The sequence below is a fragment of the Corynebacterium kozikiae genome (genome assembly GCF_024580965.1).
Lineage (GTDB): Bacteria > Actinomycetota > Actinomycetes > Mycobacteriales > Mycobacteriaceae > Corynebacterium > Corynebacterium kozikiae.
This window is the reverse complement of the sequence record NZ_JANIKJ010000018.1, coordinates 1-20,659: the sequence shown is the minus strand read 5'-3', so window position 1 is coordinate 20,659 and position 20,659 is coordinate 1. Positions and strand designations below refer to the sequence as shown.

Below are 20,659 nucleotides of genomic sequence, written 5' to 3'. Positions count from 1 at the left end.
GCTCAGGACGTTGGCGGAGTACCGTGAACAGTGTGCATGAAGTGGCGTTGAGTACCCAGCTCGCCGCGGTGGTATCCCGCGCGGCCCAAGGAAAACCCGTGCGCGTGATTAACCTCCGCATCGGCGCCCTCCGCCAAGTTGTGCCCAGCTCAATGGAGTATGCATGGCAATTTGTCCGGGCCCGCCACGCAGACCCGGCCGTGCGCGAGGCAGAGCTGCACATTGAGTGGGTGCCAGCCCAAATTCAGTGTCCACAAGGGCACGACACGCAGCTCAGCGCCGATCAATACCTCAGCCTCACCTGCCCCGAATGCGGGGAAATTGCACAGGTAATCGCGGGGGAGGAGTTCCAAGTGCAAGACATTGAAGTGGAAACCGCAATCGCTGGGAGAGCAGGAGGGGGATAGCGCAGCCAGACCCTGAAGGGTTCCGCGCGCGGCCAGTTAGCTGGGACGCCAATCTGTTGGCACGCCAATCTGCTGGAGTGCCGGCCTGTGAGAAGAGACACCGCAACATTCGTACATTTACACCATGTAAGGAGCACACCATGGGAAGATTCCACCGTCACGAGGACGGCACTGTTCACGCCCACGATCACGATCATGCCCACCACCATCACCATGACCACACGCATGACCACACGCATGAGGTAGGGGACCACTCCGGCTATGAGACGGGCCGCGAGCGCATAGAGGTGTTGGAAGACATCTTTAGTGAAAACGACCGCCGCGCGGCGAGCAACCGCGCTGCCTTTGCCGAACACGGCGTGCTGGCTATCAATGTGATGAGCTCACCGGGCGCCGGTAAAACCACGTTGCTGGAAAAGACCCTCGCCGAGCTGGGTCAAGACCTCCGATTCGGTGTGGTGGAAGGGGACATCGAAACGGCGATCGACGCTGACCGCCTTCGCGGATTCGGCGCGCAAGTATCCCTCCTCAACACCGGAAACGGCTTTGGCGGGGAGTGCCACCTGGATGCGCCAATGGTGTCCCGAGCGCTCGAAGGTCTGGAGTTGAGCACGCTGGATGTGGTGATGATCGAAAACGTGGGCAACCTGGTCTGCCCCGCTGAGTTTGAGGTGGGTGAGCACAAGAAAGTCATGATCGCCTCCGTGACCGAAGGCGAAGACAAGCCCCTCAAATACCCGGTGATGTTCCGCAGCGTGGAAGTGGTCGTGATCAACAAAATTGACCTTCTGCCATACCTCGATTTCAACCTAGATCTTTTCACACAGAACATCGCGCAGGTCAACCCCGAGGCAACCGTAATTGAGGTATCCACCAAGACTGGAGAGGGCCTTGAGCAGTGGTTCGCCTGGATCCGGGAACAATCCCAGCAGCGGGGGTAACGCTCCATCAATCGCAGGCAGCGCCCCTGGCACCAACACCAACGAGTACGGCACCCCCAGATAAGGTCAATCTCCTGGGGGTAGCCCACACCCGTTTGTGACAGAAAACTTTGTGACGTTTGCGGTGTTTTCTAAAAACTCAATTTGGCCGCAATTGGCAAGGAGTAGCGTGAAACACGAACGGAAGCGGCAGGTTTGTTGGGTCTGTGTTTTTGAGCCTCCTCGCTTCCCAATGAATTCACTCGTGGAAGCGGAGACGTTGCAATGAATACCGCCCAAACAACGGCGAACTTTTCCCCCGACCTCCTCCAGGCCGGCGCCCTGGACCGTCAGGATCGAGAAGCAGGAAGTGGGGCTGGGTCACCTTGGGGAGAATCCCCGGAGGAATTGTTTGGCCTGCCGGGTGTGTGGCAAAAACGCACGCTGTGGGAAAACCTGCAGCACAAGGGGGTTTCGCGTAGGGATTTCATGAAGATGTGCTCGGGGTTGGCAGCAGTGTTCGCCACCGGTGTGCCGCTTCCGGCGATGGCCCAGGAGCAGGAGGCTGAAGAGATCGCGCAAGCAATTGGCCAGGTGACCAAACCGAATGTGGCGTGGTTGCAATTGCAGGAATGCACTGGCTGCATGGAATCCGTGCTGCGCTCAGGCGGCAACACTGTGGAAGACCTAGTGCTCAACCAACTTTCGGTAAATTACAACGAGCTGGTGATGGCCGCATCTGGTGAAGCCGCCGAGCAAGCCCTCCACGAACTCAACGAACAACCACACATCTTGGTGGTCAACGGATCCGTTGCGCTGGCTGAAGACGGCGTGTACTGCATGATCGGTGGCAAGACCTCCTTGCAGGTACTTGAGGAGGCTGCGGAAAACGCAACTGTGATCCTCGCAGTGGGCGCTTGTGCGGTGTACGGCTCGGTGCAAGCAGCTCGGCCAAACCCCACCCATGCGGTGGGGGTGGACGAGATCATCAAGGACAAACCGGTGATCAATGTTTCCGGTTGCCCACCAATTGGGGAGGTGATCACCGCAACTATTTCCTACTTACTCACGCACGGCAAGCCGCCAAAGGTGGATGCCGAGGGCCGCCCGCTGTTTGCCTACGACCAACGTATCCATGATTCCTGCCCTCGCCGCGCGCACTTCGACGCCGGCCAGTTTGTCCGCAGTTTTGACGACGAAGGCGCTCGCAACGGCTGGTGCCTCTACGAGGTTGGTTGTAAAGGCCCCTCCACTTTCAGTCCTTGCCCCATCATTCAGTGGAACCTGAAGTCCGGTTGGCCCATCGGAGCTGGACACCCCTGCATTGGCTGCACGGAAAAGCACTTCTTTGACCGATTCACTCCCTTCTACACGGAGCTGCCGAACGTGCGGGGATTCGGCGTGGAGTCCAGCGTCGAAAAGGTTGGCTGGGGCCTGGTCGGCGCTGCCGCCGCCGGCGTGGCGGTGCACGGTGGTGTCACGATGATGCGCCAAATCAGCGTGCGCCGGGCAAATGGGGATTTGGAAACCATAGAAACCTACGCGGGGGTCCGTGGCGATGCGCCCCAACAGGTGACGTCGGAAAGCCCCACCCCACCAGAGAGCGTGCCCAACAATCCTCCCCAGAACCCCAGCTAGCCTGCGTGTGAAGAAAGAGCCGGAACCATGGCAGAACGAATTGTTGTAGACCCCCTGACCCGCATCGAAGGCCACCTGCGCATTGAGATGGAGGTGGATGGCGGTGAGGTGCAAGAGGCCTGGAGCGAAGCCACCCAGTACCGCGGCATCGAGACGATTGTGCAGGGGCGTGATCCGCGCGACGTGTGGGCGTTTGTCGGGCGCATTTGTGGCGTGTGTACCGCAACGCACTCGGTGGCCTCGGTGGTGGCGGTGGAAGATGCCATTGGCACCCAGATCCCGCGCCAAGCGCAGCTCATCAGGGACCTGCTGCTGGCCGCGCAGGAAGTGCATGACCATGTGGTGCACTTCTATCACCTGCACGCCCTGGATTGGGTGAACGTAGTGTCGGCGGCGGAGGCTGATCCGGAGAAGACCGCGGAGTTTGCCCGCTCTATCGGTTCCACCTGGAAAGGCAATACCCCGGAGCAATTTGCCAAGGTGAAGCAAACCGTGCAGGGCATTTTGGACTCCGGCCAGCTCTCCATTTTCACCGGCGGCTACTGGGACCACCCGGACTATCGCCTGCCGCCGGAGGCCAATCTCATGGCGGTGAGCCACTACCTTGATGCGCTGCAGTTCCAGCGTTCCATTATTCGCATCACCACGGTGTTTGGAGGGAAGAACCCGCACCCAAACTTCCTGGTGGGTGGCATGGCGTGTTCGATCGACCCGGACAAGTCCGAGACGGTGAACCAGGTGGCAATTGATCAAATCCAGGCGTGGACAGAGGAAATAGAAAACTTTGTGGTGGGCTGCTACCTGCCGGACGCCATGGCGATCATGGGGGTGTATAAGGACTACTTTGACATTGGAAAATCTGCAGACACCTTCATGGCGGTGGGTATGGCCGGCGCCTGCGTTCGCGGTGACCAGCTTGAACGCTCCCTTTCCTTCGCCCACCCCGAGATCACGCCCGGTGTGATTCTGGACGGTGACTACACCACGCTGCATCCGCTGGATCCCGGCAAGATCAAGGAATACGTGGCAAGTGCATGGTTGGAGTATTCCATTGGCAACGAGGCCGGGCTGGATCCGGCCATCGGTGAAACCACGCCGCGTTACACCGGCCCCAAGCCGCCTTATGAATGGCTGGCAGAAAACAAGGAGTACACCTGGTCCAAGGCCCCGCGTTACGACGGCCGCCCTACCCAGGTGGGCCCAGTTGCGCGAGTATTGCTGGCTTATCTCCAGAACGAACCGGAGACGAAGCGCTTGGTAGATGAGGCCATGCGGACCTTGGGCATCCGCATTGAGCAGTTCAACTCCACGGGCGGACGCACTTTGGCGCGGGCCGTGGAAGCCGTAACCACCTCCACGAACATGCTGGAAAAGCTGTTGCCGCAGTTCATCCAGGGAATCAAGGAGGGCGATTATGACGTGTTCAATCCCCGCCTTTGGGAGCCGAGTTCCTGGCCCAAGGAGACCTCCGGCTTTGCCATGTTGGAGGTGGCCCGTGGCACGCTTTCGCATTATGTGACCATCGAGAATGAGTTGGTTTCCCAATACCAGGCGGTGGTGCCGAGCACTTGGCTCTCCGGTGGCCGTGACGCTGCTGGAAACCGCGGCCCCTATGAAGAGGCATTGGCTGGTGGCGGCCATCCCTTGGTAGATGCCAAGCAGCCCCTGGAAGTATTGCGCACAATTCACTCCTTTGACCCGTGCATGTCCTGCGCGGTGCACCTGCTGGATGCTGAGGGTGAAGAGTTGTTCCAGGTGATGACCCAATGACCGCAAACACCCATCAACCAGAGCTTTCCGTTATCTCCAGCTTTCCGGTGGACATCTACGGCCAGGAGACGCTGATCCGCCTGGCGGCAATCGTGCCGGAAACTTCCAACAGCCCGGTTGATCTGGCGCTGCGGAGAACCACTGACCGCACCTATGAGGCGGGTGCATTCAGCCCAGGAACGCCCGAGCGGCCCTATTCCATCGTGGAAGCCCGCCAGGTGTATGTGCGCTCCGCCAGGCGCGACCTCAAAGTAATGCGTGGTGATGTGGACGCGGTGATGGAGGCATCCCACGCCAACCGAGAGCAGCGAATTCTTGCCCGAAAACACTTTGCTGCAATGCAGAAGGCGGGGCGCAAATGCATGGCGGTGGCTATTGCGGACATCAACTCGGACACCCCGGATGACTTTCAGCTCGCCGGCATTGTGAGTTTTGGTGTGTGCAGCCACCGCTTCCGCTTGGCCCCCACGCGCCCTGGCTACACCCGGGTGCAGTTGTGGCCGCTGGCGCTGCGGTTCCAACACTGGTTCAATGTGGCGTTCATCGTGCTGCTTTCCATCACCGGCTACTACATCATGGATCCATTCTTTGGCCCTGGGGCTACCCAAGACACGGGCTACTTCATGGGGATTGTGCGCTTTGTGCACATTGCCAGCGGCGTGGGTTGGATCGCGCTTGCGCTGTGGCGCGTGAGTTTGTTCATTTTTGCCAAAGAACCCCATATGCGTTGGCGAGCTCTATGGCCGATCTACAACAAGCAGGACCTGAAAAACTTGCTGGGGACGGCCAAGTTCTACATGTTCCTCAGCAAAGAGGCGCCGCAATATGTGGGGCACAACGGCCTGCAGCAGCTCACCTACACCGGCATCTATGCGATGTGCGGGGTGCAGATGTTCACCGGTTTGTCCCTGTACGCTCTGGCGGATCAGACAAATTGGTTCTACGTTGTGCTCGCGTACCCAATCCACTGGTTTGGCGTGCCTGCGGTAAGGCTCTTCCATGCGGCCGTGATGTTCATCATCTGGGCTTTCGTGGTGGTGCACGTGTACCTAGCTTTCCGGGCTGACTCCCTGGAAGACCACGGCGGTGTGTCCTCCATGGTCAACGGCGCGGTGTGGCTGCCCACAGGGTCACGCCCAGTAGATGCCCCCGAGATCGAATGAGCGCGCGCATCCATGTGATTGGAATCGGCAATCCAATCATGGCGGACGACGCAGCCGGCCTGGCCATTTTGCAGCGTCTGCAGGCGCGTTACGGTGACCAGGGGGAACCTGGGCGCGCCCGAGCCAGTGCTCGATCCGGAGGAGGGGCCGGAGTTGGGGACGGAGTTGCGGTAGGGATGACGCTGGAGTTCATCGACGGCGGCACCTCAGGCATGGAGATCCTGCCGGATATCCAGGACGCCACCAAGCTCTTGGTGCTTGACGCCATCACACACCCGGTGCATCCTCCAGGCACGGTGCTCACCTACGTTGGGGACCAATTGCCCCGCCTCCGCAAACAGGCTGTTTCACCACATCAAGTGGGGCTTTTGGATTTGCTGTCCACGGCACGCCTGCTTGGTTCAGAACCAAATGAGGTTGTGGTGGTGGGCATCGTAGCTCAAAGCGCGGAGCTGCATGTTGGCCTCTCCCCGGAGGTGGAGGCCGCGGTTCCTTTGGCGGTGGAAAAGGCCAAAGAGGTGCTCGATGCGTGGCTCGGGCTGTGCGGCGGCGAACCTGCTAGCTCAGGTTGCTGATTGCGGAGTTGCCGGTGGGCTCGGTTCACCCGAAGCAACCTCAATCCAGGTAAGCGCAAACTCCTTGCCTTGGCGCATTTCTGCGGTGGGGTGCCCGCATACGGGACACAGGAGGGCAAAGAACTCGTCGATTTCCTGTTCCGCTACACAATTGGCACACCAGATGGTTGCCGGAACGTCCTCAATTTCTAGCCGTGCGTTTTCGCAGCATGTGCCGGATGAAGCAATTGGCCAGGCTGCGGTAAGGGCCTCGATGACCACACCGGAACGCCTTCCCACCTTCAGCCCCACGGCCTCTACGGTGGCACCGGTACGCAAAGCTTCTTGGGTGGCATCCTGAGTGCTCACGGCCTGGACAACGCCGGTGAGCAAGGAAAGTTCGTGCATACCGTCCAGTGTAGGGGCGTGAAAGAGTAGGTTGGATTCTGGAAAGGAATTGCAAGGCTGTGAATGCGAATACCACCCCCGAGGCCTCTCATGCTCGCCGCGCCACCATCTCGATTGGCCAGGTGGTGGATCCGCTCGCCGCGAAGGTGATCATCAGTACTAGCCCTCCTGCCGGGGTATCGCGGAAGAATCCGAGCAAGGAAGATTGGGAGCGCGATCCTTTTGGCATCGCCCGCTTTGACCTCCATGGAGTTCCACGAGTGGAGGACTTCCTGGTGGGCAAACCAGCTAGGGAGGTTCCCGCACTGGTCACCCGGTTGTGCGGATTGTGCCCGGTGACCCATCACCTAGCGGGCATTGCGACACTTGATCAACTGGTTTCGGAGCAACCTTCGGAGCCCGCCTTAAAGGTTCGTGCGTTGCTCCATTACGGCAGCGTGTTGGATGTGCTGGGGCCGCGGGTGATTGCCTCCCAGGGGCGGCAGGCACAAATTGCCGTGAAAAGTATCGGGAAGAACGCGCTCGCATTGGCGGGAGCGATGGGGCATTTCCCGGATGTTGCCATACCAGGCGGCGTGCGCATCCCCAAAGGCTGGCAGAATGGTCAAAGCAGCGAAACCGTAACCACGCAGAGGCACGCGATCCTTGACGCGCTCGATGCAGCAGCCGACCTCCTGGATGCTGCATACAGTGCCGTGAACAGTGCGGAGGCGAACGCCAACAACTCTCACCACCGGAAGTGGAAGCTGCCACCGTTCCCCGGCGCGGCGGTACGGCTCGCGGACGCGAACCCACTGGGCCAAGAAGTGGAAGTGACCCTGGGTGAAGCGACCCAACGCTACAGCGCCGCGGAGTTTGCCGCGAACCTCATAGAAACGATCCCGGGCGCGATTGCTCCGCGGCCGATGTTGCGGTTGCATGGACAATGGGTGCCCTTCAAAGTGGGCCCCACCGCTCGTTTCCCCGAGGAGTTGAGTGCCGCAGCCGCCCAGGTTGCTTTGGTGCGAGAGGCGCTTGGGCGCGTCGGTACCCTTGTGGAGGAGTTTCCGCATGTTGTGGCGCAGCTTGGGCAGGAGCCAGCGCGAGAGGTTGGCGACGGCATTGGGGTGGGCCTAGTGGACGGGCCGCGAGGACTGCTGATGCACCAATATGAGGTGGAAGGGGGAGTGTTGCGTAAGTGCCAGATTTTGAGCCCCACTGCGCAAAATGAACCCTGGCTTGCGTACATGTTGGGCGCGGCGTTCGTGCAGTATGCAGGAGAGGAAGGTGGGCAGGAGCGCATGAAGTACGCGATGGAACAAGCCGTGCGTGCAGCGGACCCCTGCTTGCCATGCACCCAAGCGCCAGAAGGCATGATGAACATTGAAGTGGAGTATGAACCGTTCAAGGGGAAGGGCTGAGCATCGATGTGCCTTGGAATACCCGCAAAAGTAATAGAGCTTGGCCCAACTGACGATCCATTGCCTATGGGAGTCATTGATGTGATGGGGCAACGCAGGCCATGCTGTTTTGCATACGTCCCGGAAGCGCAAGTGGGGGATTGGGTGCTGATCCAAAACAGCTTTGCCATGACCATCGTGGATGAATCGAGCGCGCGGGAGTCTTTGGCAACAATCGAGGAGTTCGATCTCATTGATAACCCGCCCGTGAATCCGCCGCAATAAAGCACACGCCCAGGGCTTGATGTCCAAGGCTCGAGACCCAAGACTTGATGTCCAAGTCCCGCGCTGCGGCATCGTGGGTGGGGATTGTGGGTGGGGAAACTGTAGGGTTACTAACTATGGTTCGGCAGCGAATGACAGGGAAACAGCGCCGCGAACAGCTCATCACCATTGGGCGTTCGGTGTTTGCGGAGCGTGGCTTCGACGGCGCATCCGTGGAGGAAATCGCCTCGCGGGCAGGGGTGACAAAACCCGTGGTCTACGAGCATTTTGGTGGCAAAGAGGGCCTGTATGCGGTGGTGGTGGATCGTGAAATGATCCGCCTGGAGCAGCTCGTCACCGAGGCGCTGGAAACGGGGCGCTCCAAGGCGCGCATTGAGCAGGCCGTCCTCGCGCTGCTTGGCTACGTTGAAGATGAAACCGATGGCTTCCAGATCTTGGTGCGTGATATGACCCCCGGCCAGGGTCGCTCGTATTCCACCTTGCTCAACGACTTCGTGGCGCAAGTCTCCCACATCCTGGCCAATGCCTTCACACGCCAAGGAATCAATCCGGAATATGCGGTGTTGTACGGGCAGGCGCTGGTGGGCATGGTGTCTATGACCGCCCAGTGGTGGTTGGACCAACGCCAAATGGAGGATGCTCCCAGCAAAGAGGAGGTTGCAGCGCACATCGTGAACCTGAGCTGGAACGGCCTCGCCGGCATGGAAGCAGAACCGCGGCTCTAAGCCCCAAAAGGAGAAACACGGAAGTGGCCCCACACGGCAACCCACACGACAACCCGCCAGCACCAACTCCAGCAACTGGCGCGCCCGCGACCCCTATGCTCGCCGGGTTGCTGAAAGTCGCGGCCTCTGACCCCAAACTCAAGGGCGTGCTGCGAAACGTCGGCGAGCCGCACCTCCACCTCACCTCGCTGCCCCAGGCACGTCCGTGGGCACTGGCAACCTTGGCGCAGGCGGCGCCGGTGCTCGTCGTCACCGCAACGGGCCGCGAGGCCGAAGATCTCAGCGCCGAGCTCGCAGCAATGCTGGGCAACAAGGTGGCGTGGATGCCGGCGTGGGAAACGCTGCCGCACGAACGCCTCAGCCCGGGCGCAGACATCGTGGGCACACGCGCAAGCATCCTAGACAGGATTTCGCGTGCCGACGACCCCCTGCGCGTTGTAGTCACCGCGGCGAGGGGCGTTGCGCAACCCATCATGGCCAAGGCGGTGGGCCGGGAGGCACTGGTGCTGCAAGAAGGCGCTCAGTTCGAGCTCGAAGCCCTGCACAACGCGCTGGTGGAGCGCGCCTATCAACATGTGGACCTGGTGGCCAAGCGCGGTGAGTTTGCCTCCCGCGGCGGCATCGTGGACGTATTTCCCACCACTGCTGATCAGCCGGTTCGTTTGGAGTTCTGGGGTGATGAAATCACAGAAATCCGCGAGTTTTCCGTTGCTGACCAGCGCGCCTACACTGAAGCAACGCTAGAGAAAGTCCATATCTACCCGGCGCGCGAGCTCCTTATCACTGAGCAGGTGCGGGAGCGTGCAGCCGAGCTGGCCACGAAGTTCCAGCAAAACCCAACGTTGCAGGAGTTGCTCACCAAGATCTCGGAGGGGATGTACTCCGACGGCATGGAGGCCCTCATCCCGGTGCTGCAGGACGAGCCTCTGGTTCCCCTCATGGAACTCATGCCTCAAGGCACCCACGTTGTGGCTCTTGACCCGGAGAAAATCCGCAGGCGCGTGGAAGATCTCCAGGCCACGGACGCGGAGTTCTTAGCCGCGGGCTGGGAAGCAGCGGCGATGGGTGCCGCAGGCCCGGTGGCAGCGCAAGGTCTTGATCTGGAGGCCAGCTCTTACAGGTCCTATGAGTCCCTGCAGATTTCCGCCGAACGTGCCGGCGGGGTGTGGTGGACCATGGCGCCCCCAGGTATGTTCGGCGCCGCCGAGAATCAAACCCTTGACCTGGGCTACGAGCCTGGTCCCACCCCGCGCGGTGACCTCAAGGCCATTGATGAGATGATGGCTTTGTTGCTCGCGCACACCCTCGCCGGAGGGCGCGCCGCCTACATCGCCCCGGCGGCTGGCGCGATTAAGCGCATGCAGCAACGCTTCGCAGAAAAAGGTATCGCTACTCGGGTTGCCACCCCAGGTTGGGAACCCAGCCCTGGGGAAGTAACCCTTTACCAGGCACTCAGCCACGCCGGACTGGTGTTCCCCAAAGTGCGCAAGCATGGAAATGCTCCGACTGGTCAGGCTCTGCCGCTGGTAGTGGTCACGGAAACGGACCTCACGGGCAACCGCGTGGGAGACATCGCTGGGGCGAAACGGCGCAAGGCGAAAAAGCGCCACCGCGTGGACCCATTGGCGCTGAAAACCGGCGACTATGTAGTGCATGAAACCCACGGCATCGGCCGCTTCCTGCAGATGACCGAGCGCACCATCACCACCGGTGATGAAACCTCCCGCCGCGAATACGTGGTGCTGGAGTACGCGCCCAGCAAGCGCGGCAACCCACCAGACCAGCTTTACGTACCCATGGACTCCCTGGATTTGCTGTCCAAATACGTGGGTGGCGAGGCCCCCACGCTTTCCAAGATGGGTGGCTCGGACTGGAAGAACACCAAGAAAAAGGCCCGAGCCGCGGTCCGTGAGATCGCCGGTGAGCTGGTGGAACTCTACGCCAAGCGGCAATCCGCGCCGGGGCACGCCTTCGCGCCGGATTCCCCCTGGCAGCAGGAGATGGAAGATAACTTCCTGTTTGTGGAAACGGAAGACCAAATGCTTGCCATCGAGGCCGTGAAAGAAGACATGGAGAAGCCGGTCCCGATGGACCGAGTGGTAGTGGGAGACGTCGGCTACGGCAAAACTGAAGTTGCCGTGCGAGCTGCCTTCAAGGCTGTTCAGGACGGCACTCAGGTAGTGGTGCTCGTGCCCACCACGTTGCTTGCGCAGCAGCACTTGGCCACCTTTGAAGAGCGCATGGCTGGGTTCCCCGTGACAATCAAGGGGCTTTCACGTTTCACCTCCGCGGCGGAAGCAAAGGAGATTTTGCGCGGGCTTGCTGATGGCTCGGTGGACATTGTGATTGGCACCCATCGCCTGCTGCAAACTGGCGTGCAGTGGAAGAACCTTGGCCTGGTTGTGGTGGATGAGGAACAGCGCTTCGGCGTGGAGCACAAGGAGCACATCAAGGCACTGCGTACTCACGTGGACGTGCTCACTATGTCTGCCACGCCAATCCCGCGCACTTTGGAAATGTCCATGGCGGGCATTCGGGAAATGTCCACTATTCTTACCCCGCCTGAGGACCGCCACCCCATCCTTACTTACGTGGGTGTGCAGGAGGAACAACAGGTGGCAGCGGCAATTCGCCGTGAGCTGCTGCGCGACGGCCAGGTGTTCTATGTGCACAACAAGGTTGCGGACATTGAGAAGAAGGCCCGCGAGCTGCGCGACCTCGTTCCCGAGGCTCGCATTGTGGTGGCGCACGGCCAGATGAGTGAGGAGCTTCTGGAGCGCACGGTGCAGGGCTTCTGGGATAGGGAATATGACGTGCTCGTGTGTACCACAATCGTGGAAACCGGCCTGGACATCGCCAACGCCAACACCCTCATCGTAGAGAACGCACACCACATGGGCTTGAGCCAATTGCACCAGTTGCGTGGGCGTGTGGGCCGTTCCCGCCAGCGCGGCTACGCCTACTTCCTTTACCCCAAGGGGGTCACGCTCACTGAGACCTCTTACGATCGCCTGGCCACCATCGCCGCAAACAATGATCTGGGTGCCGGCATGGCAGTGGCCATGAAGGACCTGGAGATGCGTGGCGCTGGTAACGTGCTTGGCGCGCAACAGTCCGGGCACATCGCGGGCGTGGGCTTTGACCTCTACGTTCGTCTGGTGGGGGAGGCCGTGGAGGCCTACCGCGCGATGGCAGACGGCAAGGTGGTGGACGCCACGGAGCAGGGCCCCAAGGAAATTCGCATTGACCTGCCGGTGGACGCCCACATCCCGGAGAAGTTCATCAACGCCGAGCGCCTGCGCCTGGAGGTGTACCGCAAGCTGGCTTCCGCCCAGTCTGAGGCAGATATTCGGCTGGTGGTGGAGGAGATGGAGGACCGCTTCGGCCCCGTCCCCGCCGAGGTTCAGCGCCTGCTCGCGGTGGCGAGATTGCGCCTTGTTGCTCGTGCGGCCGGGATTTCCGACATCGGAGTGCAAGGCACCCGTATCAAGATCCACCCGGTGGAGTTGCCGGATTCCAAGCAGGTCCGCCTCAAGCGCCTGCAGCCTTCCGCAACGTTCCGCGCGGCGGCGAAGGCGATCCAGTTGAGCTTCCCCAAGCAGGGGCGAAACGTCACGGACAAACCGTTGCGCGACGTAGAGCTGCTGCAATGGGTTGCGGACTTCCTGCACCAAATGTTTGAGGTGGAACGCGTCAATGTTGCAGGCGGAAAACTGGAAGAATTGCCGACGCTGCCAAGCGCCAGCCCCAGCAGCGCCCGCGCGCGGGAGACGGCACCACGCTCCGCAACCAGGTCTGCTCGTTCCGTGGTGGTCACTGACGATGACCTGGATTACGAGGACAAGCGTGAGGCCAGGCGGCGGAAGTACCGCCTGCGCTAGGGGAGGGGACATGCCACACAATTCCGGAAACGGTACCTCACCGCTGGCGCGCGGCCAGTTGGTGGACTCCCAGGGCCGCTGCAAGCACTATCATTCGCAGCTTGATGTGGTGGCAAACAAGTGTGCCACCTGCGGTCAGTGGTGGGCGTGCCACAAGTGCCACGAAGAGGCCCAAGACCACCGATTTGGGCCCATGCCCACCAATCAACTGGGCGCGATGTGCTGCGCCTGCGGCGAGGTGATGACCTACCCCCAATACGCCGCACAGCCGCACTGCCCCTCCTGCCAGCATCCCTTTAACCCCGGCTGCCACCTGCACGCGCCGATCTACTGGCAGTTGGGGTGAGCGCTGGGCGCGTCGGCACGCTCCCCGGATCTAGAGGGAGAGCTGACCGCTTGCCAGGCCCCACACCGACGCCACCGAACCAGCGGCGACCAGAGCAACCACACACCATTCGAAGGCGTTGAACACCCGTTCGCGCTGGGCGAGGCGAGTCCACACGTAGGGCAGCAGACCTGGTAGCACGGCTAGGGCGCCGAAGAGGATGTATTTGGGGTCGGCGGCGTACAGCAGCCACAGGGAGTACACGAACGCCAGAAGGCCTACAGCGCCGTGGCGCATGTTGCTTTGGCGTGGCACCTGCGGGCCGGAGTCATTGAAGCGGCTGCCAGCATGCGGATGGGTGATGCCCCGGCCGCGGGTGGCCAGCAGTACCAGGTAGAGCGCGGAGAACGTGTAGGGCAGCAGGTACATCACGGTGGCAAGCTGCACCATGGATACGTAAGTGGTTTCGTTGAGGAAGAACACCACCACCCACAATTGAATCACCACGGTGGAGATGAGCTGCGCCACCCACGGGGCGCCGTTGGCATTGATGCGCCCTGCCACCTGTGGCAACAGCCGGTCCGCGGCCATCATGGCGATCGGCTCCGCGCACAACATCTGCCAAGACACATAGGCCCCCAGCACGCTCAAGCACAGGCCAATGGAGACCAACGCCGCACCCCACGGCCCCACCACGGCCTCCAGGACGGCGGCCATGGAGTTGTCCGGTAGCGCGGCCAGCTCCGCCTGGGTGAGCACGCCAAAGCTCAGGGAGGAGACCGTCACCAACAGCACCAATACGGTGAGGAACCCGATCACCGTGGCGCGGCCGATGTCCGCGCGGGTTTTCGCCTGCTTGGAGTACACGCTCGCACCTTCCACGCCGATGAACACCCACACCGTGAACAGCATGATGCCCTGCACCTGGTCAAACACGCTCACCGAGCTTGCCTCGCCCCAGAAATCCAAGGTGAATCGATCCCAACTAAAGCCCAGGAACGCAACCAACACCACAAAGCACAGGATCGGCAGGAGCTTGGCGATGGTTGTCACCGCGTTCATCACCGCCGCCTGCTTGATTCCGCGGGTCAGCCCGGCGAACACCAGCCAAGTAAGCGCCGAAACAGCGATCGCCTGGGTGAGCCTGTGGTCTTGGTCGAACCACGGAACGTAGTGGCCGATAGTGCTAAAGAACAAGGTGGCGTAGCCCACCTGCGCGATCACCGAGCCGAGCCAGTAGCCCCAGCCTGAGGCAAAGCCAATGAAGTCGCCCAGCCCGGCGCGCACATAGGAGTACACGCCCGCGTCCAGGTAGGGCTTGCGCTGCGCCAGAATGTGAAACACGAACGCTACGCTGAGCATGCCCACGCCGGCGATCGCCCAACCGATGAGCATAGCGCCGGGTGCTGCCACCGATGCGATGTTTTGCGGCAGCGAGAAAATGCCCGCGCCGATGGTGGAGCCGATAATAATGCCCACCAGCGTCCACATCGGGACGGTATGCGCTTTGGGCTGGGAGTTTTGTTCAGACACGAGGAAACATCGTAACGGATCAATGTGTTGAACAAAACGGGCTCTGGGGCGAGCTCTGGTGCGGGCTTTGGGAGGTGCATGGATGCGTGCTGGTTCTGTGGGTGCCGAACCTGGTTGCCACGGCGGCTAGGATGGCACCATGACCGTTTTGCTCCTCGATTCCCGCTGGCCCTCCATGGTGCCCTTTGACCTGCTTGGATCCCTGCAAGGAACCTGCACGTTCACCGATGAAGTGCCTGTGGGCGTTCGCTGGAATCTCCCGGATCACATCGCCGCCGGCCCGGACACCATCTTGGTGAGCACCAATGCGTGGGACCCGCAGGTGCACCAGGCGATCACTCGCGGTGATGAGGTGCTTGAGGTCCCTTCGCGTACCGACGCCACCGGCACGGCCGTTGCCCTGATGCGGCAGGCGCTGCGCCGAGGCGAGTGGGAACAATCCCAAACGCACGCCTCGTTAGTGCCTTATCTGCTGGAGGAATCGCAGGAATTCGTGGAGGCCGTGCGCGATGATTTGGGCGATGAGGCCATTCGTGATGAACTCGGCGACCTGCTCCTGCAGGTGCTCTTCCACGCTGAAATTGCCGACCGCCGTGGCGCCTTTGACTTTTCCGGCGTGGCCCAAGCATTTGTGGATAAGATGGCAGCTCGGCAGCCGTACCTCTTTGACGGCAGCACAGGAATCGTAAGCATTGAGGAACAAGAAGAGCTCTGGCAAAAAGGGAAAAACGCCTAACCGGAAAGGAACTTTGTGGGGCGGAAAGCGGCAGGTTGTGGCCTAGGAGTGATCCTGGCGGTGGTGCTGGTGATCTCCTTTGTGGGCTGGGCTCTTTCCTTTTTGGGTGGCCAAGCCCCGATCCGCCAAATGCGCCCAGTGCCTGTGGATATGCCCCCGGCGCGCGGTGCTGCCGTTCCGGCCATCGACGTTCACGCCCCAGGCCGAACCGCAGACAAACTCACATTCTGGGCTGACCCGCTGGCCGCGGAAATCGGGGTGAGCTCGGCGGCAATCAGGGCGTACGCGAACGCAGAACTCATCGCCCAAGATGCTTGGCCCACTTGCAACCTCTCCTGGAACACCCTGGCTGGCTTGGGGTACGTGGAAACTCGCCACGGGACGTACTCCGGCACCTTGTTCAATTCCCGGCAAATCGACGAAAACGGCTACGTACTGCCCCCAATCCTCGGCCCGGCCCTCGACGGCTCGCCGGGGTTCGCGGAAATCAGGGATACCGACGGCGGCCGCCTGGACACGGACACCGAATACGACCGCGCGGTTGGCCCCATGCAGTTCATTCCCACTTCCTGGGAGCGCTTTGGCCTGGACGCCAACGGTGATTGGGTAGCAGACCCCAACCAGATCGACGACGCCGCCCTTTCCGCCGCAAACCTCTTGTGCCAAGGACGCGACCTTTCCGTACCCGAGCAGTGGCAGGAAGCGATCTTGAGCTACAACCGCTCAAACCAATATGTGATTAACGTGCGCAACGCAGCAGCCTCCTATGCGCTGGGGCAGCCGGCTTCTTAGGGTTGTTTGCGGCTCAAGTGCGGCCGATCGTCCGGTGATTGTGAAAAACCACACTGATTCTGCGGTGCCGGATTTCCGATTTGTTGGCATAATTGAATGGGTACGCGCCATTCGGGCAACCGATGTGGTTTTTAGCCACATTCTTGGAAACACTCTGGTTTTGTCACGGTTGTTTCCCCAGCGGAGCGTGAACTTTTCCTAGGCAGGCACACTGCTTGCCTTCCACACAGTCAAGAGGAGACGAACAGTGGCTGACATTTTGCACGTTTTTGCACGCGAGATCATGGACTCCCGCGGTAACCCAACCGTTGAGGCGGAGGTGTTCCTCGACGACGGTGCTCACGGTGCAGCAGGCGTGCCCTCCGGTGCCTCCACCGGTGTGCACGAGGCACACGAGCTCCGCGATGGTGGCGACCGCTACCTGGGCAAGGGTGTGCTGAAGGCAGTGGAGAACGTCAACGAAGAGATCGCTGATGCACTCGCCGGCTTCGAGGCCGATGACCAGCGCCTGATTGACAAGACCATGATCGAGCTCGATGGCACCGAGAACAAGTCCCGCCTGGGTGCAAACGCCATCCTCGGTGTGTCCATGGCCGTTGCTAAGGCTGCTGCTGAGTCCGCTGGCCTGCCCCTGTACCGCTACGTTGGTGGCCCAAATGCCCACATCCTGCCAGTGCCAATGATGAACATCGTCAACGGTGGCGCACACGCTGACTCCGGTGTGGACGTTCAGGAATTCATGATCGCCCCAATCGGTGCAGAGTCCTTCGCTGAGGCACTGCGCATCGGTGCAGAGGTGTACCACTCCCTGAAGTCCGTGATTAAGTCCAAGGGCCTGTCCACCGGCCTGGGTGACGAGGGCGGCTTCGCTCCTTCCGTGGAGTCCACCAAGGCTGCACTGGACCTCATCGTTGAGGCTATCCAGAAGGCTGGCTTCACCCCAGGCAAGGACGTTGCTTTGGCGCTCGACGTTGCTTCCTCCGAGTTCTACAAGGACGGCAAGTACCACTTCGAAGGCGGCGAGCACACCGCTGAGGAGATGGCACAGGTGTACGCAAACCTCATTGAGGAGTACCCAATCGTCTCTATCGAGGACCCACTGCAGGAAGATGACTGGGAGGGCTACACCGCTCTGACCGCCGCTATTGGTGACAAGGTTCAGATTGTCGGCGACGATTTCTTTGTGACTAACCCAGCTCGCCTCAAGGAAGGCATTGAGAAGAAGGCTGCAAACGCCTTGCTGGTGAAGGTAAACCAGATCGGTACCCTCACCGAGACCTTCGACGCCGTGGACCTTGCACACCGCAACGGCTACCGCACGATGATGTCCCACCGTTCCGGTGAGACCGAGGACACCACCATTGCTGACCTCGCAGTGGCTCTTGGCTGTGGCCAAATCAAGACCGGTGCTCCAGCTCGCTCCGAGCGCGTTGCGAAGTACAACCAGCTTCTGCGCATCGAGCAGGAGCTTGGCGACGCTGCCGTCTATGCTGGCCGTTCCGCATTCCCACGCTTCAACGGCTAAAGCCATGAAGCTCAAGCCCAGCGAGGCTTGGGGCTGAAAGCGTGCGTTGATATCTCATGGTGTCAGCGCACGCTTTTGTGATTATTGAGGTTATGATGAGTTCGTTATGGTGTTTTCAAAACGACGCGCAGTCCCGGTGGTGAACCGGAACTCAAAGCGCAGCAAGCCACAAGCGAAGGTGCGGCCGCGCGTCCGGCTGAATAGCCGCGGGGTGGTAGCACTTGCTGTTGTAGTGGTGGTCGTTTTGTTGGTAATCCTGCTGCCGCTGCGCATCTACATGCAGCAGCGCGCTGAGATTGTGCGAGTGACCGCTCAGATTCAGGCCAATGAGGCGGAAAAACAACGCCTGCTTGCAGAAATTGAGAAGTACAACAACCCGGCCTATGTGCAGGAGCAAGCCCGAGCTCGCCTGGGTGTGATTGAGCCTGGGGAATTGGCGTTTCGCGTAATTGATCCCTCCCTCCAAGCGCGCGGTACGGAGTTGCAAGACACCACGGAGAATTTACCCGGCGAAAGCCCTTGGTTTGAGCAGCTTTGGGATTCCGTGACCATCCCGGAGCCAGTTGTCCCGGAGGCCACGCCGGAAATGCAGATGCCACTTGCGCCAGTGGAGGAACCGCCGGCGTCGGAGTGAGTGAATGTGAGCTTTTGCCCGCAGCATGAGACAATGGGCGCCATGAGTGCCAGTGAACAAGACCTCGCCGTGATTGCAGAACAGCTTGGCCGCGAGCCCCGCGGCGTGCTGGAAGTTTCCTACCACAGCCCCGATGGGGTTCCAGGAGTGGTGAAAACCGCTCCACGTTTGGATGACGGCACCCCTTTCCCAACGCTGTACTACCTCACGGATCCACGGCTTACTGCGGAGGCATCCCGTCTTGAAGTGGCCCACGTGATGAAGTGGATGACTCAGCGACTGGAGGAAGACACAGAGCTGGCGGCAGACTACCGTGCGGCGCACGAGCACTACCTCGCGGTTCGCAACAAGATCGAAGACCTGGGGACTGACTTTTCCGGAGGCGGCATGCCTGACCGAGTGAAGTGCCTCCACGTGTTGATCGCATACGCCCTGGCTGAAGGGCCCGATCACTTCCGCTTAGGTACGGAGGCCGTGGCCCTAGCCGCGGAGCACGCCGGCTTGCGCGGGACCGCGATTCCGCAGGATTGGCCAACGCTGGAGTCTTTGGGTATTTCCCTGGACCAGTTCGATTTCACCCACGCCTAGACCGCAAGGCAAACCCTGCGGATTCGAAAGCACAGAAAGCGAGAGAGAATGCCTCGTCTTGCAGCGATTGACTGCGGCACTAATTCGATTCGTCTGCTCATTGCTGACGTCACCGACGGCACCACCACGGAAGTCCTGCGCACAATGAAAATCGTGAGGCTGGGCCAGGGCGTGGATGCAACCGGTGAACTTGCCCCCGAGGCTCTGGAGCGCACCCAGCAGGCGTTGGAAGAGTACGTGGAGATCATGAAGCGCGAGCACGTCACCGACCTACGAATGGTGGCAACCTCGGCAACACGCGACGCCTCCAACCGCGAAGCATTCTTCGGAATGGCGGCCAAGCTACTTGGTGACGTCGTTCCCGGCTTACAGGCGGAGGTGATTACTGGTGAGGAAGAAGCAGCGCTGAGTTTCCAGGGGGCAGTGGCGGACCTTCCAGCAGATCAAGAGCCTTTCTGCGTGATCGACTTAGGGGGCGGGTCCACCGAGTTTGTGGTGGGTGATGCCGAGGGAAACATCGCCGGCGCCTTCTCTGCGCAGATGGGCTGCGTGCGGGTAACGGAACGGATCATGCGCTCGGATCCACCCACCGAGACTGAGGTGGAAATCGCCGCCGACCTGGTCAAAGATCAGATCTCCACTGCTACAACGCTCGTACCGATCAGCGAGGCTCGCACGTTTGTGGGCTGTGCAGGAACATTCACGACGATCGCAGCGCTCGCACTAGGTCTGGAGGCATACGATCCACAGGAGATCCACGGCGCCCGGCTGAGGTTGGAAGGGCTCCGCCCAATCTTGGAGCAGCTCATCACATCTGACGCCGCTACCCGGCGCCAGCAGCCAGTGATCCATGAAGGGCGCGCCGATGTGATCGCTGGTGGGGCAGTTGTGGTTTCCGGAATTCTGGACATGATGGAAGACCTCGCGGGTGCAACCGAGCTGGTGATCTCTGAAAAGGACATTTTGGATGGCATCATCGCGTCTATCGCAACGCGATAGGGATTCCGCTGGCGGTTTTCCCAGTGAGTGAAAGCGAAGTAGACTAAGCAGGTACTAGCGGAGCCACGGCGCGCTAGTGTTGGGCCCCCATAGCCCAATTGGCAGAGGCAGTCGACTTAAAATCGATTCAGTGCGGGTTCGAGTCCCGCTGGGGGCACCATTAGCACCCTGTAAGTAATACAATTACTCGCAGGGTGCTTCTTCGTGTAATAGTTGGTTCACCTTACAACGAAGCTCCCTATTTGGGTTTTGCCACTGGAAAGCTTGTTTGATTGCACGCGTGGGGATTGAGGGTGTGAATCCCACTGTCGTGGGTTTGATGAGGTAGTCGATGTTGCGGAAGCTTTGGCATCGGCGTGCGTTGTGCTCCGTACGTTGTTTCAAAAACGGGTTTCAT

At 60.6% G+C, this 20,659-nt stretch carries 19 protein-coding genes and 1 tRNA gene; 18 read left to right on the top strand and 2 right to left on the bottom strand.

The window, feature by feature from the left end; all coding sequences use genetic code 11:
- Nucleotides 1–23: 23 nt before the first annotated feature.
- The 6 genes from NQ018_RS09475 (at nt 24) to NQ018_RS09450 (ending at nt 6,473) form a co-directional block, all read left to right on the top strand.
- Nucleotides 24–407, top strand: a complete 384-nt coding sequence (locus tag NQ018_RS09475) for a hydrogenase maturation nickel metallochaperone HypA (protein ID WP_257060617.1) — start codon at nt 24–26, stop codon at nt 405–407.
- A 140-nt stretch (nt 408–547) separates the two neighbouring features.
- Nucleotides 548–1,348 (top strand): hydrogenase nickel incorporation protein HypB, encoded by an 801-nt coding sequence (hypB, locus tag NQ018_RS09470; RefSeq protein ID WP_257060616.1) that lies wholly within the window; start codon nt 548–550, stop codon nt 1,346–1,348.
- 264 nt (nt 1,349–1,612) lie between these two features.
- The gene (locus NQ018_RS09465) at nt 1,613–2,965 is read left to right on the top strand and encodes a hydrogenase small subunit (RefSeq protein WP_257060614.1); all 1,353 of its coding nucleotides are present in this window, start codon (nt 1,613–1,615) and stop codon (nt 2,963–2,965) included.
- Nucleotides 2,966–2,992: 27 nt separating this feature from the next.
- Nucleotides 2,993–4,735 (top strand): nickel-dependent hydrogenase large subunit, encoded by a 1,743-nt coding sequence (locus NQ018_RS09460; RefSeq protein ID WP_257060613.1) that lies wholly within the window; start codon nt 2,993–2,995, stop codon nt 4,733–4,735.
- Complete coding sequence (gene cybH, locus NQ018_RS09455) at nt 4,732–5,898, top strand: Ni/Fe-hydrogenase, b-type cytochrome subunit (protein WP_257060612.1); 1,167 nt, start codon at nt 4,732–4,734, stop codon at nt 5,896–5,898. The genes NQ018_RS09460 and cybH overlap by 4 nt, the downstream gene beginning before the upstream one ends.
- The gene (locus NQ018_RS09450) at nt 5,895–6,473 is read left to right on the top strand and encodes a hydrogenase maturation protease (protein WP_257060609.1); all 579 of its coding nucleotides are present in this window, start codon (nt 5,895–5,897) and stop codon (nt 6,471–6,473) included. Before cybH ends, NQ018_RS09450 begins: the two co-directional genes overlap by 4 nt.
- Here the strand turns inward: NQ018_RS09450 and NQ018_RS09445 are convergent.
- Complete coding sequence (locus tag NQ018_RS09445) at nt 6,462–6,860, bottom strand: hydrogenase maturation nickel metallochaperone HypA/HybF (protein ID WP_257060608.1); 399 nt, start codon at nt 6,858–6,860, stop codon at nt 6,462–6,464. The two genes, NQ018_RS09450 and NQ018_RS09445, sit on opposite strands and share 12 nt — an antisense overlap.
- A gap of 59 nt (nt 6,861–6,919) precedes the next feature.
- Here NQ018_RS09445 and NQ018_RS09440 point away from each other — a divergent pair, with 59 nt between their 5' ends.
- From NQ018_RS09440 to NQ018_RS09420, 5 genes are all read left to right on the top strand, one after another.
- Nucleotides 6,920–8,260, top strand: a complete 1,341-nt coding sequence (locus NQ018_RS09440) for a nickel-dependent hydrogenase large subunit (protein WP_257060607.1) — start codon at nt 6,920–6,922, stop codon at nt 8,258–8,260.
- 6 nt (nt 8,261–8,266) lie between these two features.
- On the top strand, nt 8,267–8,524 hold the full coding sequence (locus NQ018_RS09435) for a HypC/HybG/HupF family hydrogenase formation chaperone (RefSeq protein WP_257060605.1): 258 nt from the start codon (nt 8,267–8,269) through the stop codon (nt 8,522–8,524).
- Nucleotides 8,525–8,640: 116 nt separating this feature from the next.
- Nucleotides 8,641–9,249, top strand: a complete 609-nt coding sequence (locus tag NQ018_RS09430) for a TetR/AcrR family transcriptional regulator (RefSeq protein WP_257038414.1) — start codon at nt 8,641–8,643, stop codon at nt 9,247–9,249.
- A gap of 95 nt (nt 9,250–9,344) precedes the next feature.
- Complete coding sequence (gene mfd / locus NQ018_RS09425; protein ID WP_257060642.1) at nt 9,345–13,130, top strand: transcription-repair coupling factor; 3,786 nt, start codon at nt 9,345–9,347, stop codon at nt 13,128–13,130.
- A gap of 10 nt (nt 13,131–13,140) precedes the next feature.
- Nucleotides 13,141–13,476, top strand: a complete 336-nt coding sequence (locus NQ018_RS09420; protein ID WP_257060602.1) for a CHY zinc finger protein — start codon at nt 13,141–13,143, stop codon at nt 13,474–13,476.
- Between the two features lie 30 nt (nt 13,477–13,506).
- Here NQ018_RS09420 and NQ018_RS09415 read toward each other — a convergent pair whose 3' ends face one another.
- Entirely contained in the window at nt 13,507–14,988 is a 1,482-nt protein-coding gene (locus tag NQ018_RS09415) for an amino acid permease (protein WP_257060601.1), read from the bottom strand.
- A gap of 139 nt (nt 14,989–15,127) precedes the next feature.
- On the opposite strand from NQ018_RS09415, the gene NQ018_RS09410 reads away from it, so the two are divergent.
- The 7 genes from NQ018_RS09410 to NQ018_RS09380 all read left to right on the top strand — a co-directional run bounded on the left by NQ018_RS09410 (nt 15,128) and on the right by NQ018_RS09380 (nt 20,422).
- Nucleotides 15,128–15,724, top strand: coding sequence for a MazG nucleotide pyrophosphohydrolase domain-containing protein (locus NQ018_RS09410; protein ID WP_257060596.1), 597 nt, complete (start codon nt 15,128–15,130; stop codon nt 15,722–15,724).
- Nucleotides 15,725–15,739: 15 nt separating this feature from the next.
- Nucleotides 15,740–16,516 (top strand): lytic transglycosylase domain-containing protein, encoded by a 777-nt coding sequence (locus NQ018_RS09405; RefSeq protein ID WP_257060594.1) that lies wholly within the window; start codon nt 15,740–15,742, stop codon nt 16,514–16,516.
- Nucleotides 16,517–16,763: 247 nt separating this feature from the next.
- Nucleotides 16,764–18,041, top strand: a complete 1,278-nt coding sequence (eno, locus tag NQ018_RS09400) for a phosphopyruvate hydratase (RefSeq protein WP_257038420.1) — start codon at nt 16,764–16,766, stop codon at nt 18,039–18,041.
- A 139-nt stretch (nt 18,042–18,180) separates the two neighbouring features.
- Nucleotides 18,181–18,675 (top strand): septum formation initiator family protein, encoded by a 495-nt coding sequence (locus NQ018_RS09395; RefSeq protein WP_257060593.1) that lies wholly within the window; start codon nt 18,181–18,183, stop codon nt 18,673–18,675.
- Between the two features lie 42 nt (nt 18,676–18,717).
- Nucleotides 18,718–19,263, top strand: coding sequence for a DUF501 domain-containing protein (locus NQ018_RS09390; RefSeq protein WP_257060592.1), 546 nt, complete (start codon nt 18,718–18,720; stop codon nt 19,261–19,263).
- Nucleotides 19,264–19,311: 48 nt separating this feature from the next.
- Nucleotides 19,312–20,262, top strand: coding sequence for a Ppx/GppA phosphatase family protein (locus NQ018_RS09385; RefSeq protein ID WP_257060589.1), 951 nt, complete (start codon nt 19,312–19,314; stop codon nt 20,260–20,262).
- Nucleotides 20,263–20,345: 83 nt separating this feature from the next.
- A tRNA-Leu gene (locus tag NQ018_RS09380) sits at nt 20,346–20,422 on the top strand.
- Nucleotides 20,423–20,659 lie beyond the last annotated feature (237 nt).

Coding starts and splice junctions, on each gene's coding strand:
- NQ018_RS09465 (WP_257060614.1), top strand. CDS start 1,613: ATGAATACCGCCCAAACAACGGCGAACTTTTCCCCCGACCTCCTCCAG.
- NQ018_RS09390 (WP_257060592.1), top strand. CDS start 18,718: ATGAGTGCCAGTGAACAAGACCTCGCCGTGATTGCAGAACAGCTTGGC.
- NQ018_RS09430 (WP_257038414.1), top strand. CDS start 8,641: ATGGTTCGGCAGCGAATGACAGGGAAACAGCGCCGCGAACAGCTCATC.
- NQ018_RS09445 (WP_257060608.1), bottom strand. CDS start 6,860: ATGCACGAACTTTCCTTGCTCACCGGCGTTGTCCAGGCCGTGAGCACT.
- NQ018_RS09385 (WP_257060589.1), top strand. CDS start 19,312: ATGCCTCGTCTTGCAGCGATTGACTGCGGCACTAATTCGATTCGTCTG.
- NQ018_RS09435 (WP_257060605.1), top strand. CDS start 8,267: ATGTGCCTTGGAATACCCGCAAAAGTAATAGAGCTTGGCCCAACTGAC.
- NQ018_RS09460 (WP_257060613.1), top strand. CDS start 2,993: ATGGCAGAACGAATTGTTGTAGACCCCCTGACCCGCATCGAAGGCCAC.
- cybH (WP_257060612.1), top strand. CDS start 4,732: ATGACCGCAAACACCCATCAACCAGAGCTTTCCGTTATCTCCAGCTTT.
- NQ018_RS09450 (WP_257060609.1), top strand. CDS start 5,895: ATGAGCGCGCGCATCCATGTGATTGGAATCGGCAATCCAATCATGGCG.
- NQ018_RS09420 (WP_257060602.1), top strand. CDS start 13,141: ATGCCACACAATTCCGGAAACGGTACCTCACCGCTGGCGCGCGGCCAG.
- hypB (WP_257060616.1), top strand. CDS start 548: ATGGGAAGATTCCACCGTCACGAGGACGGCACTGTTCACGCCCACGAT.
- mfd (WP_257060642.1), top strand. CDS start 9,345: ATGCTCGCCGGGTTGCTGAAAGTCGCGGCCTCTGACCCCAAACTCAAG.
- NQ018_RS09410 (WP_257060596.1), top strand. CDS start 15,128: ATGACCGTTTTGCTCCTCGATTCCCGCTGGCCCTCCATGGTGCCCTTT.